Origin of the sequence: Helicobacter pylori NQ4053 (assembly GCF_000274605.1) — a bacterium.
GTDB lineage: Bacteria > Campylobacterota > Campylobacteria > Campylobacterales > Helicobacteraceae > Helicobacter > Helicobacter pylori_CV.
Genome location: NZ_AKNV01000006.1, coordinates 104,948 through 119,841, shown reverse-complemented (window position 1 = coordinate 119,841; position 14,894 = coordinate 104,948). Strand labels below are relative to the sequence as shown.

Here is a 14,894-nt window from a genome sequence, read left to right as displayed (position 1 = left end):
ACAAGGAATAACATGCGTATCGTATTTATGGGAACGCCGGGGTTTGCTGAAGTGATCTTAAGGGCGTTAGTTAGAGATAAAGACATAGAAGTGGTGGGGCTATTCACTCAAAGGGATAAACCTTTTGGGCGTAAAAAGGAATTGAAAGCCCCAGAGACTAAAACATACATTTTAGAAAATCATTTAAATATCCCCATTTTCCAACCGCAAAGTTTGAAAGAGCCTGAAGTTCAAATTTTAAAAGACTTGAAGCCTGATTTTATCGTGGTGGTGGCTTATGGTAAGATTTTGCCTAAAGAGGTTTTAACCATCGCTCCTTGCATTAATGTGCATGCATCGTTATTGCCCAAATACAGGGGGGCTTCGCCCATTCATGAGATGATACTCAATGACGATAGGATTTATGGCATAAGCACCATGCTTATGGATTTGGAATTGGATAGCGGGGATATTTTAGAAAGCGCTTCATTTTTAAGAGAAGATTATTTGAATTTAGACGCTTTAAGTTTAAAATTAGCGCATATGGGAGCGGATTTACTCCTTTCAACGCTCAAAAATTTCTCTTCTATCACAAGAAAACCTCAAGATCATATGCAGGCTAGTTTTTGTAAAAAAATCACCAAAGCCGATGGTTTAGTAGACTTTAAAGATGCTAAAAGCTTGTTTTTAAAATCGCTTGCGTTTAAATCTTGGCCAGAAATCTTTTTAGAAAATAACCTTAAACTTTTAGAAGTGGAGTTGGTGGAGAATGAAAAAAGCCACAAGGAAGGCGAGATTTTGAGAATTGATGAAAAAGGCGTTCTTGTGGGTTGCTTGAAAGGCAGCGTGCGTATAGCAAGGTTGCAAGCGGTGGGTAAAAAGCCTTTGAAAGCGAAAGATTATTTGAATGGCAAGCGTTTGAAAATAGGCGGTATTTTGGCATGAGACAATGTGAAAAAAAGGTTTTTGATAGCCTGCCTTCCACGCAAACCTATCTTTTAGAAAAACTTAAAAATAACGAACTCAAAGCCCCTATTTTAGTCTTGGCTAAAAACCAAAGCGCTGGGATAGGCAGTAGGGGGAATATTTGGGAGGGTGCAAAAAGCGCTTTGACTTTTTCGCTCGCTTTAAACGCAAGCGATTTGCCTAAAGATTTACCCATGCAAGCGAACGCTTTGTATTTAGGGTTTTTATTCAAAGAAGTTTTAAAAGAGCTGGGCTCTCAAACCTGGCTCAAATGGCCTAACGACTTGTATTTAGGGAGTCAAAAAATAGGGGGCGTGCTGGTTAATATTTATAAAGGCATGCGGGTGTGCGGAATTGGCGTGAATAGGGTTTCAACAAAATGGGCATGTTTAGATATTGGCATAAGCGATGATTGGATTATAGAGGGCTTTTTAAAAAAATAGAAGAAAATCTTTTTTGGGGGGAAGTTTTAAGTAAGTATGCGTTAGAATTCCATAAAAACCACTCTTTTAGCTTCCATAATGATTGCAATGAAGCGGTGAGTTTGAAAGATGCGGAATTGTTAGAAGATGGCCGTGTTTGTATTAAAGGTAAGATTTATGATAGGATGTGAGTATGATGAATGAAATCATTGCAGTGGCTAATCAAAAAGGGGGTGTGGGCAAAACGACAACAGCGGTTAATTTAGCGGCTTCTTTAGCGGTGCATGAAAAAAAAATCTTGTTGATTGATTTTGACCCTCAAGCCAACGCCACTTCAAGCTTGGGTTTTAGGCGCGATAAAATTGATTATGATATTTATCATGTGCTGATTGGCCGTAAGCAAATTTCTCAAGTGATCTTAAAAACCCAAATGCCTTTTTTGGATCTAGTGCCTTCTAATTTGGGTTTGGCCGGGTTTGAAAAAACCTTTTATGACAGCCAAGATGAGAATAAACGAGGCGAGCTCATGCTCAAAAACGCCTTAGAGAGCGTGGTGGGACTTTATGATTATATCATTATTGATTCCCCGCCAGCTCTAGGGCCTCTCACGATCAATTCGCTTTCAGCAGCCCATTCGGTGATCATTCCTATCCAATGCGAATTTTTCGCCCTTGAAGGCACTAAATTATTGCTCAACACCATTAGAATGCTGCAAAAAAGCACGAACCCTAAGCTCAAAATCAGAGGGTTTTTACCCACAATGCATGTCCCTCAACTCAATTTGACAAAAGGGGTTTTAGCGGAATTGTTCAAGTATTTTGACTCAGAGTTTTTTAGAGATTCAGCTACAGGAGAGTATATTATGATCCCTAAAAGCGTGAAACTAGCGGAATCGCCTAGCTTTGGCAAACCCATTTTACTCTATGATATTAAATCTAATGGCAGTATCGCTTATCAAAAATTAGCTCAAAGCATTCTTCAAGGGTAGCATATGGCAAAAAATAAAGTGTTGGGTAGGGGTTTAGCGGATATTTTCCCTGAAATCAATGAAGTGTATGAGCAGGGGCTGTATGAAAGAGCGAATCGGGTTGTGGAGCTTGGTATTGATGAGGTGATGCCCAATCCTTACCAGCCCAGAAAGGTCTTTAGCGAAGATTCTTTAGAAGAATTAGCGCAATCCATTAAAGAACATGGTTTGTTGCAACCGGTTTTAGTGGTGAGTGAGAACGGGCGTTACCATTTGATCGCTGGTGAAAGGCGCTTAAGAGCGAGCAAATTAGCTAAAATGCCTACGATTAAAGCGATTGTTGTGGATATTGAGCAAGAGAAAATGCGTGAAGTGGCGTTGATTGAAAATATCCAACGAGAAGATTTAAACCCTTTAGAGTTGGCTAGATCTTATAAAGAATTGCTTGAAAGCTATCAAATGACCCAAGAAGAGCTGTCTAAAATCGTTAAAAAATCCCGAGCCCATGTGGCCAATATCATGCGCTTATTGACGCTCTCTTCTAAGGTTCAAAACGCTCTTTTAGAAGAAAAAATCACTTCAGGGCATGCAAAAGTCTTGGTGGGTTTGGATGAAGAAAAACAAGAATTGATTTTAAATTCCATTATAGGGCAGAAACTCAGCGTGCGCCAGACAGAAGATTTAGTGCGTGATTTTAAAATAAACGCAAATTTTGACAATAAAAAACATGGTTTCAAGCAAACCCAAACGCTCATCGCTGAAGATGAATTAGAACGCTTCAATCAAAGTTTGTGGGATCATTACAAGCTTAAAGCCACTTTGAAAGGGAATAAAATCGTTTTACGATGTTATGAAAATTCTCTTTTAGAGGCTTTTATGAAAAAAATGATGTCTTAACGCTTGAATATCCTCAAATTTTAAGCGATTTTTTGTTAAGATAGAGTTAATGTTTTTATAACAAATGCGAGTTTCAAATATTTTGTAGGATTTTAGGAAAGAAATAGGTTATGAATATATCGGTTAACCCCTATTTAATGGCGGTCGTTTTTGTGGTGTTTGTGTTATTGTTGTGGGCGATGAATGTTTGGGTGTATAGGCCTTTGTTGGCTTTTATGGATAACAGACAGGCAGAGATAAAGGATAGCTTGGCTAAAATCAAAACGGATAACACCCAAAGCGTGGAGATTGGTCATCAAATTGAGACTCTTCTTAAAGAAGCGGCTGAAAAACGCAGAGAAATAATAGCAGAAGCGATTCAAAAAGCCACAGAGTCCTATGACGCTGTGATCAAGCAAAAAGAGAACGAACTCAATCAAGAGTTTGAAGCGTTCGCAAAGCAATTACAAAATGAAAAGCAAGCACTAAAAGAGCAGTTGCAAGTGCAAATGCCGGTATTTGAAGACGAGTTAAACAAGCGTGTGGCTATGGGTTTAGGGAGTTGATGGATGTTTGTAGTTAAAATGGTGTTAGGGTTTTTGATCCTTTTAAGCCCTTTGTGTGCTACTGGATTGGATATTTCACAAACAGATATTATAGAGCGTTCTTTAAATTTCCTTTTATTTGCGGGGATTTTGTGGTATTTTCTGGCTAAAAAACTGCGAGCGTTTTTGCACTCCAAAAGCCTTGAAATCTCCAAACGCTTAGAAGAGATTCAAGCCCAACTTAAAGTGAGTAAAGAAAATAAGAAAAAACTCTTAAAAGAATTAGAGCAAGCCAAAGAAAAAGCTGAATTAATTATTTCTGATGCGAATAAAGAAGCTTACACGATCACGCAAAAATACGAATTGCAAACCAAAATGGATGTGGAAAATTTGATCAAAAATTCTAGGGCGTTGATGGATTTAGAAGTTAAAAAGATCAAAAGAGAGCTGGTTGAAAGCGTTTTTAAAGATCTAAGAGAGAGCAAAAAAGTCTCTTTCAATGCGCAAGATTGCGTGAATATTTTGAAACAAAGGCTTTAAATGCAAGATTTAAAAGTGATCTCTAAGCATTATGCTAAGGCGTTGAAAAACCACACTAAAAGCGATCTAGCGTTATTGGAAGAAATCGTTGTAGGGCTTAAAAATGTAGCAGAAGCCATAAAATTACACAAACTCAACCAGGTGTTAGCTCATGTTTCTTTAAAAGTTAAAAAAGAGGTTGTATTTGAAATCTTAGAAAAAATAACTTCTATAAAAGCATGTTCAGTTTTAAAGCCTGTAATGGAAGTGGTGTTAAAAAATAACCGGCTTGACATGTTGGAATTAGTCGCTGAAGAGCTGTCTTTTGATTCTAAAAGGACTTTAGAAGCCACACTTTTAGTCCCAGAAAAGCTTGAAAATAATGAACTAGAAGCCGTGCAACAAAAATTGCAAGTGCGTTTTAACGCCCCTGTAGAAATCGCTCAAGACACTTGGTCTAAAAAAGGGGTTTCTTTGAGCGTTTCAAGCCTAGATTTAGAAATAGGCTTTTCTAAAGAAGAGATTTTAAAGAAAATAGAAAAACAGGTTATTCAATCTATTTAATCAATCTAAGGAGATAAAGATAATGTCCCAACTAAAATTGGAAGAAATCAGCTCGGTTATTGAAGAAAAAATCAAGAATTTTGAACTTGATTGCGATATGGCTCAAGTAGGAAAAGTCGTTTCATACGCTGATGGTGTGGCTAAGGTTTATGGCTTAAATGGTGTGATGTCGTATGAAGTGCTGGAGTTTGAAACAGGGGATAAAGGCGTTGCGGCTAACTTAGAAGAAGATAGCGTTGGCGTGATTGTGTTTGGTTTTGGCAACAATATTAAAGAGGGGACTAGCGTTAAACGCACGAAGAGTTTGATGAAAGTTCCTGTTGGCGATGCGGTTGTAGGGCGCGTGTTGAACGCTTTGGGTGAGCCTATTGATGGCAAGGGTGAGATAGAAACGAATGAGTTTAGCCTAATAGAGCAAAAAGCCCCGGGCATTATGGACAGAAAATCTGTGCATGAACCTTTGCAAACAGGCATTAAAGCCATTGATGCGTTGGTGCCTATTGGGCGCGGGCAAAGGGAATTGATTATTGGGGATAAACAAACCGGTAAAACCACCGTAGCGATCGATGCGATCATTAACCAAAAAGGGCAAAATGTGATCTGTATCTATGTGGCTATTGGGCAAAAAGAATCCACTGTCGCACAAGTGGTCCGCAAATTAGAAGAATACGGAGCGATGGAATACAGCGTCGTGATCAACGCTTCGGCTTCCGATTCAGCTGCGATGCAATATTTAGCCCCTTATTCAGGTGTGGCTATGGGGGAATACTTTAGAGATCATGCCCGCCATGCCCTAATTATTTATGATGATTTGAGTAAGCATGCTGTCGCTTACAGAGAGATTTCTTTGATTTTGAGGAGACCCCCAGGTAGGGAGGCTTTTCCTGGAGATGTGTTTTATATCCACTCACGGCTTTTAGAAAGAGCGGCTAAACTTTGCGATGAAAAGGGTGCGGGTTCTTTGACCGCACTCCCTATTGTGGAAACTCAAGCGGGCGATGTTTCAGCTTATATCCCTACGAATATCATTTCTATTACAGACGGACAAATTTTCTTAGAAACGGATTTGTTTTATTCAGGGATCCGCCCGGCTATCAATGTGGGCTTGTCGGTTTCAAGGGTTGGAGGGGCCGCTCAAATCAAAGCGACCAAGCAGGTTTCAGGGACTTTGCGCCTGGATTTAGCGCAATACAGAGAGTTGCAAGCCTTCACGCAATTCGCTTCTGATTTAGATGAAGCGAGTAAAAAGCAATTAGAAAGGGGGCAACGCATGGTGGAAGTGCTGAAACAAGCCCCTTATTCGCCCTTGCCCATTGAAAAGCAAGTGGTCATTATTTATGCTGGGGCTAAGGGCTTTTTAGATAGCGTGAGCGTGAAAAAAGTCGTGGATTTTGAAGAGCAACTGCACCCTTTCTTGGAAGCAAAATACCCCCAAGTTTTAGAAGAAATCCACACTAAAAAAGCGCTAGATAAGGATTTAGAAGCCATGCTAAGAAAAGTCTTAGAGGAATTCAAGCTCACTTATAGCGAGTAGGAGACGGCTAGAATATGGCGAATTTAAGAGACATTAGAAAGAAAATTGGAAGCGTTAAAAACACGCAAAAAATCACGCATGCGATGAAACTCGTTTCCACTTCCAAGCTAAGAAAGGCCGAAGAAGTTGCAAGAAATTCCAGAGCGTATGCACTGAAACTAGACGCTGTGTTTGATGATGTGCTATCCAAGATGAAAAATCAAGGGATTGAAGACATTCAAAGCAAGTATTTTAGGGAACTAGAAAGACTTGAAATCAAAAAAGTGGATATTATTTTTATCACAGCCGATAAGGGGCTTTGTGGGGGCTTTAACACCAATACCATTAAAAAAGTTTTAGCATGCACGAATGAATACAAAGAAAAAGACATTAAAGTGCGTTTGCGCGGTATTGGTAAAAAGGGTAATGAGTATTTTAGCTTTAACGGGATAGAGGTTTTAGACAAGATCAATAATTTAAGCTCTATGCCTAATTATGAACGCGCGCAGGAATTCATGAAAAAAGTGGTAGAGGATTATTTGAGTGGGAAAACCGATAAGGTGATCATCATTCATAATGGCTTTAAAAACATGATCACTCAAGAAATAAGAGTCAAAACAATTTTGCCTATTGGGTATAAAATCATCCACCAAAACCCCCAGCCTAGTGAGACGCAAGAGACCATTACTAGTGAGCCAAGCGGGAGTGAAGATGAAATTTTAGACTCTTTAGCAGAAAAATATGTGGAGTATAGTTTATACTACGCTTTGATTGATTCTTTAGCCGCAGAGCATAGTGCTAGAATGCAGGCTATGGATACAGCGACGAATAACGCTAAAGATTTGGTTAAGACTTTAACCATTTCTTATAATAAAGCCAGACAAGAGGCGATTACGACCGAGCTAGTAGAAATCAATGCTGGCGTAGAAGCCCTAAAATAAAAATTACATTACAATAAGGAGCGATGAAAGCAATGGAAGGTAAAATCATTCAGGTTTTAGGCCCTGTGGTAGATGTGGAGTTTGAATCCTATCTACCGGCGATTTTTGAAGCGTTAGACATTAATTTTGAAGTCAATGGCGTTCAAAAATCTTTAGTTTTAGAGGTGGCAGCCCATTTGGGAGGTAATCGGGTGCGAGCGATTGCAATGGATATGACAGAAGGCTTAGTGCGTAACCAAGTTGTCAAAGCTCGTGGCAAAATGATTGAAGTGCCTGTGGGTGAAGAAGTGTTAGGGCGCATTTTTAATGTTGTGGGCGAGAGCATTGACAATTTAGAGCCTCTTAAGCCGTCCTTAACTTGGCCCATTCACAGAAAAGCCCCTAGTTTTGAGCAACAAAGCACTAAAACAGAAATGTTTGAAACCGGCATTAAAGTCATTGACTTGCTTGCGCCTTATTCTAAGGGCGGTAAAGTAGGCTTGTTTGGCGGGGCTGGCGTAGGGAAAACGGTGATCATTATGGAGCTTATCCACAATGTGGCTTATAAGCATAACGGGTATTCGGTGTTTGCAGGTGTGGGGGAGCGCACCAGAGAAGGGAACGATCTGTATTTTGAGATGAAAGAAGGGGGTGTTTTAGACAAAGTCGCGCTGTGCTATGGGCAAATGAATGAGCCACCAGGCGCAAGGAACCGCATCGCATTCACCGGCTTGACGATGGCGGAGTATTTTCGTGATGAAAAGGGCTTAGATGTGTTGATGTTTATTGACAACATCTTTAGATACGCTCAAAGCGGTGCGGAAATGAGCGCGCTATTAGGCCGTATCCCTTCAGCCGTAGGGTATCAGCCCACGCTAGCCGGGGAAATGGGGAAACTTCAAGAGCGTATCGCTTCCACTAAAAATGGCTCTATCACTTCGGTTCAAGCGGTGTATGTGCCAGCAGATGACTTAACTGACCCAGCTCCTGCTTCGGTGTTTGCGCATTTAGATGCGACTACGGTGTTGAATAGAAAGATCGCTGAAAAAGGGATTTATCCGGCGGTGGATCCTTTAGATTCCACTTCAAGGATTTTAAGCCCTCAAATGATCGGCGAGAAGCACTATGAGATCGCTACCGGTATCCAGCAGGTTTTACAAAAATACAAGGATTTGCAAGACATTATTGCGATTTTGGGATTAGACGAATTGAGCGAAGAGGATAAAAAGATTGTTGAGAGAGCCAGAAAAATTGAGAAGTTTTTATCCCAGCCGTTCTTTGTGGCTGAAGTGTTTACAGGAAGTCCCGGTAAATATGTAACCCTTCAAGAGACTTTAGAAGGCTTTGGAGGGATTTTAGAGGGCAAATACGATCATATTCCTGAAAACGCATTTTACATGGTGGGCAGCATTCAAGAGGTTTTAGAAAAAGCTAAAAACATGAAAAATTCCTAAAGGTTTTGCCATGGCTTTGTTGAAAATTAGTGTGGTAGTTCCTGAGGGGGAAGTTTATACAGGAGAGGTTAAAAGCGTTGTGTTGCCAGGAGTTGAAGGGGAATTTGGGGTGCTTTATGGGCATAGCAACATGATCACTTTGCTTCAGGCGGGAGTGGTTGAGATTGAAACCGAAAACCAAAAAGAGCACATTGCGATCAATTGGGGCTATGCAGAAGTCACTAATGAACGGGTGGATATTTTAGCCGATGGGGCGGTCTTTATTAAAAAAGAATCAGACGACAGAGATGATGCTATCTCTAGGGCTAAAAAGCTTTTAGAGGACGCAAGCTCTGACAGGTTAGCTGTCTCTAGCGTGCTGGCTAAGATTGAGTCTTTTTAAGGGGATAATCATGTTAGATTCAATCGTTTATTTTTTCAATAAGAGCGGGTTTGTTACCACGCTTGTTTTAGTTTGGATTTCGCTTTATTTGGTGATGACTTTATGGGTGTTTTTGTATAAAAGCATTGTGTTAAAGATTGAACTCAGGCGCGAGATGCAATCTTTGTCTAACATTCTTAATGGAGCGCAAGACGCTCCAGAGCATTTTATGTTTAATAAAAAAAGAAATGATGAAACCAAAAGGTATTCTAATGAATTGTTGCAGGCTTGGAAACATCAAGTTCTTAAACAAAGCACGACGGGTTTAGTGGTGTTGAGCATCATCTCTTCTACAGCCCCCTTTATTGGCTTGTTTGGAACGGTGGTTGAAATTTTAGAAGCGTTTAACAATTTGGGCGCGTTGGGTCAAGCTTCTTTTGGGGTGATCGCACCCATTATTTCTAAGGCTCTTATTGCCACCGCTGCAGGGATTTTAGCGGCCATTCCAGCCTATTCTTTTTACTTGATTTTAAAACGCAAGGTGTATGATTTATCGGTTTATGTGCAGATGCAAGTGGATATTTTGTCTTCTAAAAAAGAAAGCTTTTAAGGGGATTTTATAAATATCTTAAATAGGGAGTTAGAAGGTTTTTATGAATTATGATAACTATTGGGATGAAGACAAACCAGAACTCAATATCACGCCCTTAGTGGATGTGATGCTTGTTTTATTGGCTATTCTTATGGTAACGACGCCCACTCTCACTTATAAAGAAGAGATTGCTTTGCCTTCTGGTTCAAAAACTGCTAGAGCCACTCAAGATAAAGTGATAGAGATACGCATGGATAAAGACGCAAAAATCTATATAGATAGTCAAACCTATGAATACAACTCCTTCCCGGATACTTTCAATTTGCTTTCTAAAAAATACGATAAAGATACTAGGGTGAGTATCCGTGCGGACAAGCGATTGACCTATGACAAAGTGATTTATTTGTTAAAAACGATTAAAGAAGCGGGTTTTTTAAAAGTTTCTTTAATTACAAGTCCTTAAAAAGTAGGGCTAATTTGCATGAGTAAGAGCGCGATCTTTGTTGTTTCTGGCTTTTTAGCGTTCTTGCTCTATGTTTTGTTGTTGTATGGCTTGTTGCTAGAAAGGCACAATAAAGAAGCGGAGAAAATCCTTTTGGATTTGGACAAAAAAAACGAACAAGTCATTGATTTGAATTTAGAAGATTTGCCAAGCGATGAAAAAAAAGATGAAAAAGTAGTTGAAAAAAATGCAACTGATAAGGAGGGCGATTTTATTGATCCTAAAGAACAAGAAGAAAGCCTTGAAGATATTTTTTCTTCACTCAATGATTTTCAAGAAAAGACAGACACAAACGCTCAAAAAGATGATCAAAAAAATGAGCAAGAAGAAGAGCAAAGGCGTTTAAAAGAACAGCAACGCTTAAAGCAAAACCAAAAAAATCAAGAGATGTTGAAAGGTTTGCAACAGAATTTGGATCAATTCGCGCAAAAACTAGAAAGCGTTAAAAACAAAACTTTAGATTTGCAAATCCCTAAACAAGATGGGGTTGATGAAAAAGCCTATCAAGAGTGGTATGCTCAAATCTATCAGATTTTATATAAAGGTTGGAAAGGGGTTTTTTATCACAAGGCTTCAGTGAGCGCGTTGATTATGATCACTAAAGATGGGGAGTTTGATTATACCATTCTTAGCTACTCCGATTTTAAGGATTATAACAAGAGTGTGATGACCCTTTTAAATGATTTAAAGAAAGTGGATTTTCCCCCATATCCTGGAGGAAACATGGTTTCTATTAAAGTTAATTTCACCACTAAGGAAGAACAATGAGGTATTTATGGCTTTTTTTAATAAGCGCTATAGGGCTTTTTGCAACAGATAAAACACTAGATATTATTAAAACCATTCAAAAACTTCCTAAGATTGAAGTGCGTTACTCTATAGATAACGATGCCAATTACGCTTTAAAATTGCATGAAATCTTAGCGAATGATTTAAAGACTAGCCAACATTTTGATGTTTCTCAAAACAAAGAACAAGGCGCTATCAATTACGCAGAACTCAAAGATAAAAAAGTCCATCTTGTAGCGCTGGTGAGCGTGGCGGTAGAAAACGGCAATAAAATTTCACGATTAAAACTTTATGATGTGGATACAGGAACGCTCAAAAAGACTTTTGACTACCCTATTGTAAGTTTAGATCTATACCCTTTTGCAGCGCACAACATGGCCATTGTGGTGAACGATTATTTAAAAGCCCCTTCTATCGCTTGGATGAAGCGCCTGATTGTTTTTTCTAAATACATTGGACCAGGAATCACAAATATCGCACTAGCGGATTATACGATGCGTTATCAAAAAGAAATCATCAAAAATAACCGACTCAATATTTTTCCCAAATGGGCGAACGCTGAGCAAACGGAGTTTTATTACACGCAGTATGGCGAAAGAACGCCCATGATTTTAAAATACAATATTCAAAAAGCCACTCATGAGAATATCGCTAGCTCTCAAGGAATGGCTGTGGTTTCTAGCGTGAGTTCTGATGGCTCTAAAATTTTAATGTCTTTAGCCCCTGATGGCCAACCGGATGTTTATTTGTATGACACGCATAAAAAAACTAAAACCAAAATAACGCGCTATCCGGGGATAGATGTTTCAGGAGTGTTTTTAGAAGATGACAAGTCTATGGCTTTTGTTTCAGATAGATCCGGTTATCCTAACATCTATATGAAGAAATTGGGGTTAAAAGAGAGCGCGGAGCAACTCCTTTATGAAGGAAGAAGCAATGAATCCATTGACGCTTATAAAGATAGTATCGTGTATGTGAGCCGAGAAAACCTTAATGAATTTGGCAAAACGGTGTTTAATTTGAATTTGATCACTCTAAACAGCAAGTATATCCGCAGGCTTACCGTGAATGGCTCTAACCAGATGCCTCGTTTTTCTACGGATGGGAGAAATATCATGTATATCAAAAAGACACCCCAAGAATACGCCATGGGGCTTATTTTGCTAGACTATAACCAGAGTTTTTTATTCCCTTTAAAGAATGTGAAAATACAAGCCTTTGATTGGTAAGGTTAAATTAAGCGAATGTGAGTTAGTATTTACATTCATTGAAATTTTATTTTTGGAGAATTTATAATGAAGAGATCTTCTGTATTTAGTTTCTTGGTAGCTTTTTTATTGGTAGCTGGCTGTAGTCATAAAATGGATAATAAGACTGTGGCTGGCGATGTGAGCGCTAAAACGGTTCAGACTGCGCCTGTTACTACAGAACCAGCTCCAGAGAAAGAAGAGCCTAAACAAGAGCCAGCTCCAGTGGTTGAAGAAAAGCCGGCTATTGAAAGCGGGACTATCATTGCTTCTATTTATTTTGATTTTGACAAGTATGAGATCAAAGAATCCGATCAAGAGACTTTAGATGAGATCGTGCAAAAAGCTAAAGAAAACCACATGCAAGTGCTTTTGGAAGGCAATACCGATGAATTTGGCTCTAGCGAATACAACCAAGCGCTTGGCGTTAAAAGGACTTTGAGCGTGAAAAACGCTTTAGTCATTAAAGGGGTAGAAAAAGATATGATCAAAACCATCAGTTTTGGTGAAACCAAACCCAAATGCGTCCAAAAAACTAGAGAATGCTACAGAGAAAACAGAAGAGTGGATGTCAAATTAGTGAAGTAATTCTAGGATGAAAAGGCTTTTTTTTATCCCTTTTATCGCTCCCTTTTTTCTCAATGGGGAGCCTTCAGCGTTTGATTTACAAAGCGGAGCTACTAAAAAAGAACTCAAGCAGTTGCAAGTCAATAGTAAGAATTTTTCTAATATTTTGACCAAAATCCATTCGCAAGTGGAAGCTAACACTCAAGCTCAAGAGGGTCTAAGGAGCGTTTATGAGGGGCAGGCTAATAAGATTAAAGATCTCAATAACGCTATCCTTTCCCAAGAAGAATCCTTGCGAGCCTTAAAAGCCTCTCAAGAAGTGCAAGCTAACACGCTCAAGCAACAATCGCAAACTTTAGAGGATTTAAGGAATGAGATTCACGCTAACCAACAGGCCATCCAACAGCTAGACAAGCAAAACAAAGAGATGAGTGAATTATTGACCAAATTAAGCCAAGATTTGGTTTCACAAATCGCCTTAATCCAAAAAGCCCTCAAAGAACAAGAGGAAAAAGCTGAAAAGCCGCTCAAATCAAGCGTTCGATCCAATGAGACCCCCCTTTCAAAAGCCGAAGCCCCAAAAAATCAAGAGAAAAAAACCCAAGAAAAGGCAAAAATTGAGTTTGATAAAGATTTGTCCAAGCAAAAAGAGATCTTTCAAGAAGCTCTGTCTTTTTTTAGAAACAAATCCTATGCAGAAGCCAAAGAGCGTTTGTTGTGGTTAGAAGCCAATAGTTACAGACTTTATTATGTGCGTTATGCGCTTGGAGAAGTGGCTTATGGGGAAAAGAGGTATAGAGAAGCGATCAAATATTACAAAGAGAGCGCTCTTTTAAATCAAAAAGCGTCTTACATGCCTGTGCTTTTGTGGCATACGGCATGGTCGTTTAAAAAAATCAAAGACGATCAAAACTATTATAAATTTTTAAACACTTTGCAGCACTTGTATCCTTCAAGCGAACAAGCTAAAATGGCGCAAAAAATCTTAGAAAACAAGGAGAAACACCACCATGCAAAACCATGATTTAGAGTCAATCAAACAAGCCGCTTTGATTGAATATGAAGTGAGGGAGCAAGGCTCTAGCGAAGTGCTAGACAGCAATATTTCTAAAGAGCCTTTAGAGTTTATTATAGGCGCTAATCAGATCATAGCAGGGTTAGAAAAGGCGGTATTAAAGGCTCAAATTGGCGAATGGGAAGAGGTTGTTATCGCCCCAGAAGAAGCTTATGGGGTTTATGAAAGCAGCTATTTGCAAGAAGTCCCTAGAGATCAATTTGAAGGCATTGAATTAGAAAAAGGCATGAGCGTTTTTGGGCAAACTGAAGACAACCAAACCATTCAAGCCACTATCAAAGACTTTAGCAACACGCATGTGATGGTGGATTATAACCACCCGTTAGCCGGGAAAACTTTAGCGTTCCGTTTCAAGGTTTTAGGTTTTAGAGAAGTGAGCGAAGAAGAAATTTTAGCTTCACACCATGGCGGTGGGACAGGTTGCTGTGGCGGTCATGGGGGTCATGGCAAAAAGAAAGGTGGGGGTTGTGGTTGCTCATGCTCGCATGGGTAATTAGGGTATAGGAGTATTTAAAAGGCAAGGTCATGAATAGTTCTAACCTCAAAAATTGGCTATTCCCTACCATTTGCTTTTTTTTATTTTGTTATATTTTAATTTTTTTAATGTTTTTTATGTTTAAAAGTTTGCAATCGCAATCTTTTGGCTCTGTGGCAGAAACCGGAAAAAAACCCATCACCACCACCAAGAAATTTGGTAAGGAATTGCAAAAACAGATTTCAAAAATCCATTAACTTTTTTTCTTTTTTGCCGATACTTGCTGTAATGGAATGAATATTAAATTAAAGGATTTTACAATGATCAATGCCGTTTCTTCTCTTGCTCCGGTGCAATCTTTGGGGAATTACAAGCGTGTGGAAAAGAATGAAAAAGTTGAAAATAGTGAAGCCGCTCTTGATAGGGTAGCTGAAATCAAGAAAGCGATTGAAAATAACCAGTATAAAATCAACTTGCATGAGACTTCTCACAAAATGGCACAGGATTTATTGGGGATAAGCTAGGGGCTTCATTTCTAGGGGGTTTATTCTTGCAGTCGTT

The 14,894-nt window shown here is 39.2% G+C and carries 19 protein-coding genes and 1 pseudogene; all 20 read left to right on the top strand.

Annotation, left to right across the window (positions count from 1 at the left end; translation table 11 throughout):
• The first annotated feature begins 12 nt into the window (after positions 1–12).
• The 20 genes and pseudogenes from fmt to AYS37_RS05630 all read left to right on the top strand — a co-directional run bounded on the left by fmt (position 13) and on the right by AYS37_RS05630 (position 14,857).
• Positions 13–924: a methionyl-tRNA formyltransferase gene (fmt, locus tag AYS37_RS05725; RefSeq protein ID WP_001223520.1), complete on the top strand. Its 912-nt coding sequence runs from the start codon at positions 13–15 to the stop codon at positions 922–924.
• Positions 921–1,558, top strand: a pseudogene (locus tag AYS37_RS05720) (biotin--[acetyl-CoA-carboxylase] ligase). The gene fmt and the pseudogene AYS37_RS05720 overlap by 4 nt, the downstream one beginning before the upstream one ends.
• 5 nt (positions 1,559–1,563) lie before the next feature.
• Positions 1,564–2,355: a chromosome partitioning ATPase Soj gene (gene soj, locus AYS37_RS05715; RefSeq protein WP_001874698.1), complete on the top strand. Its 792-nt coding sequence runs from the start codon at positions 1,564–1,566 to the stop codon at positions 2,353–2,355.
• A 3-nt stretch (positions 2,356–2,358) separates the two neighbouring features.
• Positions 2,359–3,231: a ParB/RepB/Spo0J family partition protein gene (locus AYS37_RS05710; RefSeq protein WP_001107415.1), complete on the top strand. Its 873-nt coding sequence runs from the start codon at positions 2,359–2,361 to the stop codon at positions 3,229–3,231.
• A 110-nt stretch (positions 3,232–3,341) separates the two neighbouring features.
• Positions 3,342–3,776, top strand: coding sequence for a FoF1 ATP synthase subunit B' (locus AYS37_RS05705; protein ID WP_001027621.1), 435 nt, complete (start codon positions 3,342–3,344; stop codon positions 3,774–3,776).
• Between the two features lie 3 nt (positions 3,777–3,779).
• Positions 3,780–4,295, top strand: coding sequence for a F0F1 ATP synthase subunit B (locus AYS37_RS05700; protein WP_000498428.1), 516 nt, complete (start codon positions 3,780–3,782; stop codon positions 4,293–4,295).
• Complete coding sequence (locus tag AYS37_RS05695) at positions 4,296–4,838, top strand: F0F1 ATP synthase subunit delta (RefSeq protein WP_001153289.1); 543 nt, start codon at positions 4,296–4,298, stop codon at positions 4,836–4,838.
• Between the two features lie 22 nt (positions 4,839–4,860).
• Complete coding sequence (gene atpA / locus AYS37_RS05690) at positions 4,861–6,372, top strand: F0F1 ATP synthase subunit alpha (RefSeq protein WP_000080532.1); 1,512 nt, start codon at positions 4,861–4,863, stop codon at positions 6,370–6,372.
• 14 nt (positions 6,373–6,386) lie between these two features.
• Entirely contained in the window at positions 6,387–7,292 is a 906-nt protein-coding gene (gene atpG / locus AYS37_RS05685) for an ATP synthase F1 subunit gamma (protein ID WP_000002184.1), read from the top strand.
• 32 nt (positions 7,293–7,324) lie between these two features.
• Positions 7,325–8,725, top strand: a complete 1,401-nt coding sequence (atpD, locus tag AYS37_RS05680; protein WP_001874697.1) for a F0F1 ATP synthase subunit beta — start codon at positions 7,325–7,327, stop codon at positions 8,723–8,725.
• Positions 8,726–8,735: 10 nt separating this feature from the next.
• Positions 8,736–9,107 carry an ATP synthase F1 subunit epsilon gene (atpC, locus tag AYS37_RS05675; RefSeq protein ID WP_001196330.1) on the top strand — a complete coding sequence of 124 codons (372 nt, stop codon included), beginning with the start codon at positions 8,736–8,738 and terminating at the stop codon, positions 9,105–9,107.
• Positions 9,108–9,117: 10 nt separating this feature from the next.
• Entirely contained in the window at positions 9,118–9,696 is a 579-nt protein-coding gene (locus AYS37_RS05670) for a MotA/TolQ/ExbB proton channel family protein (RefSeq protein ID WP_000887328.1), read from the top strand.
• A 43-nt stretch (positions 9,697–9,739) separates the two neighbouring features.
• On the top strand, positions 9,740–10,141 hold the full coding sequence (locus AYS37_RS05665) for an ExbD/TolR family protein (protein WP_001105112.1): 402 nt from the start codon (positions 9,740–9,742) through the stop codon (positions 10,139–10,141).
• An 18-nt stretch (positions 10,142–10,159) separates the two neighbouring features.
• Positions 10,160–10,948, top strand: a complete 789-nt coding sequence (locus tag AYS37_RS05660) for an energy transducer TonB (protein WP_000045107.1) — start codon at positions 10,160–10,162, stop codon at positions 10,946–10,948.
• Positions 10,945–12,198: a Tol-Pal system protein TolB gene (gene tolB / locus AYS37_RS05655; protein ID WP_001270010.1), complete on the top strand. Its 1,254-nt coding sequence runs from the start codon at positions 10,945–10,947 to the stop codon at positions 12,196–12,198. The genes AYS37_RS05660 and tolB overlap by 4 nt, the downstream gene beginning before the upstream one ends.
• A 66-nt stretch (positions 12,199–12,264) precedes the next feature.
• Positions 12,265–12,804 (top strand): outer membrane protein Omp18, encoded by a 540-nt coding sequence (locus AYS37_RS05650; RefSeq protein ID WP_000831151.1) that lies wholly within the window; start codon positions 12,265–12,267, stop codon positions 12,802–12,804.
• 7 nt (positions 12,805–12,811) lie between these two features.
• Positions 12,812–13,807 carry a hypothetical protein gene (locus AYS37_RS05645; RefSeq protein ID WP_000825170.1) on the top strand — a complete coding sequence of 332 codons (996 nt, stop codon included), beginning with the start codon at positions 12,812–12,814 and terminating at the stop codon, positions 13,805–13,807.
• Positions 13,794–14,351, top strand: a complete 558-nt coding sequence (locus AYS37_RS05640; RefSeq protein WP_001179295.1) for an FKBP-type peptidyl-prolyl cis-trans isomerase — start codon at positions 13,794–13,796, stop codon at positions 14,349–14,351. Before AYS37_RS05645 ends, AYS37_RS05640 begins: the two co-directional genes overlap by 14 nt.
• A gap of 32 nt (positions 14,352–14,383) precedes the next feature.
• Positions 14,384–14,590: a hypothetical protein gene (locus AYS37_RS05635; protein WP_001088955.1), complete on the top strand. Its 207-nt coding sequence runs from the start codon at positions 14,384–14,386 to the stop codon at positions 14,588–14,590.
• Positions 14,591–14,653: 63 nt separating this feature from the next.
• On the top strand, positions 14,654–14,857 hold the full coding sequence (locus AYS37_RS05630; protein ID WP_001874695.1) for a flagellar biosynthesis anti-sigma factor FlgM: 204 nt from the start codon (positions 14,654–14,656) through the stop codon (positions 14,855–14,857).
• The last annotated feature ends 37 nt before the right edge of the window (positions 14,858–14,894 follow it).

Excerpts from the sequence above, each read along its gene's own strand:
- AYS37_RS05710 (WP_001107415.1), top strand. The coding sequence starts at position 2,359 with ATGGCAAAAAATAAAGTGTTGGGTAGGGGTTTAGCGGATATTTTCCCT.
- atpD (WP_001874697.1), top strand. The coding sequence starts at position 7,325 with ATGGAAGGTAAAATCATTCAGGTTTTAGGCCCTGTGGTAGATGTGGAG.
- AYS37_RS05670 (WP_000887328.1), top strand. The coding sequence starts at position 9,118 with ATGTTAGATTCAATCGTTTATTTTTTCAATAAGAGCGGGTTTGTTACC.
- AYS37_RS05695 (WP_001153289.1), top strand. The coding sequence starts at position 4,296 with ATGCAAGATTTAAAAGTGATCTCTAAGCATTATGCTAAGGCGTTGAAA.
- AYS37_RS05630 (WP_001874695.1), top strand. The coding sequence starts at position 14,654 with ATGATCAATGCCGTTTCTTCTCTTGCTCCGGTGCAATCTTTGGGGAAT.
- fmt (WP_001223520.1), top strand. The coding sequence starts at position 13 with ATGCGTATCGTATTTATGGGAACGCCGGGGTTTGCTGAAGTGATCTTA.
- atpG (WP_000002184.1), top strand. The coding sequence starts at position 6,387 with ATGGCGAATTTAAGAGACATTAGAAAGAAAATTGGAAGCGTTAAAAAC.
- AYS37_RS05640 (WP_001179295.1), top strand. The coding sequence starts at position 13,794 with ATGCAAAACCATGATTTAGAGTCAATCAAACAAGCCGCTTTGATTGAA.
- atpA (WP_000080532.1), top strand. The coding sequence starts at position 4,861 with ATGTCCCAACTAAAATTGGAAGAAATCAGCTCGGTTATTGAAGAAAAA.
- AYS37_RS05660 (WP_000045107.1), top strand. The coding sequence starts at position 10,160 with ATGAGTAAGAGCGCGATCTTTGTTGTTTCTGGCTTTTTAGCGTTCTTG.
- AYS37_RS05705 (WP_001027621.1), top strand. The coding sequence starts at position 3,342 with ATGAATATATCGGTTAACCCCTATTTAATGGCGGTCGTTTTTGTGGTG.
- AYS37_RS05650 (WP_000831151.1), top strand. The coding sequence starts at position 12,265 with ATGAAGAGATCTTCTGTATTTAGTTTCTTGGTAGCTTTTTTATTGGTA.
- soj (WP_001874698.1), top strand. The coding sequence starts at position 1,564 with ATGAATGAAATCATTGCAGTGGCTAATCAAAAAGGGGGTGTGGGCAAA.
- AYS37_RS05645 (WP_000825170.1), top strand. The coding sequence starts at position 12,812 with ATGAAAAGGCTTTTTTTTATCCCTTTTATCGCTCCCTTTTTTCTCAAT.
- atpC (WP_001196330.1), top strand. The coding sequence starts at position 8,736 with ATGGCTTTGTTGAAAATTAGTGTGGTAGTTCCTGAGGGGGAAGTTTAT.
- AYS37_RS05665 (WP_001105112.1), top strand. The coding sequence starts at position 9,740 with ATGAATTATGATAACTATTGGGATGAAGACAAACCAGAACTCAATATC.
- AYS37_RS05635 (WP_001088955.1), top strand. The coding sequence starts at position 14,384 with ATGAATAGTTCTAACCTCAAAAATTGGCTATTCCCTACCATTTGCTTT.
- AYS37_RS05700 (WP_000498428.1), top strand. The coding sequence starts at position 3,780 with ATGTTTGTAGTTAAAATGGTGTTAGGGTTTTTGATCCTTTTAAGCCCT.
- tolB (WP_001270010.1), top strand. The coding sequence starts at position 10,945 with ATGAGGTATTTATGGCTTTTTTTAATAAGCGCTATAGGGCTTTTTGCA.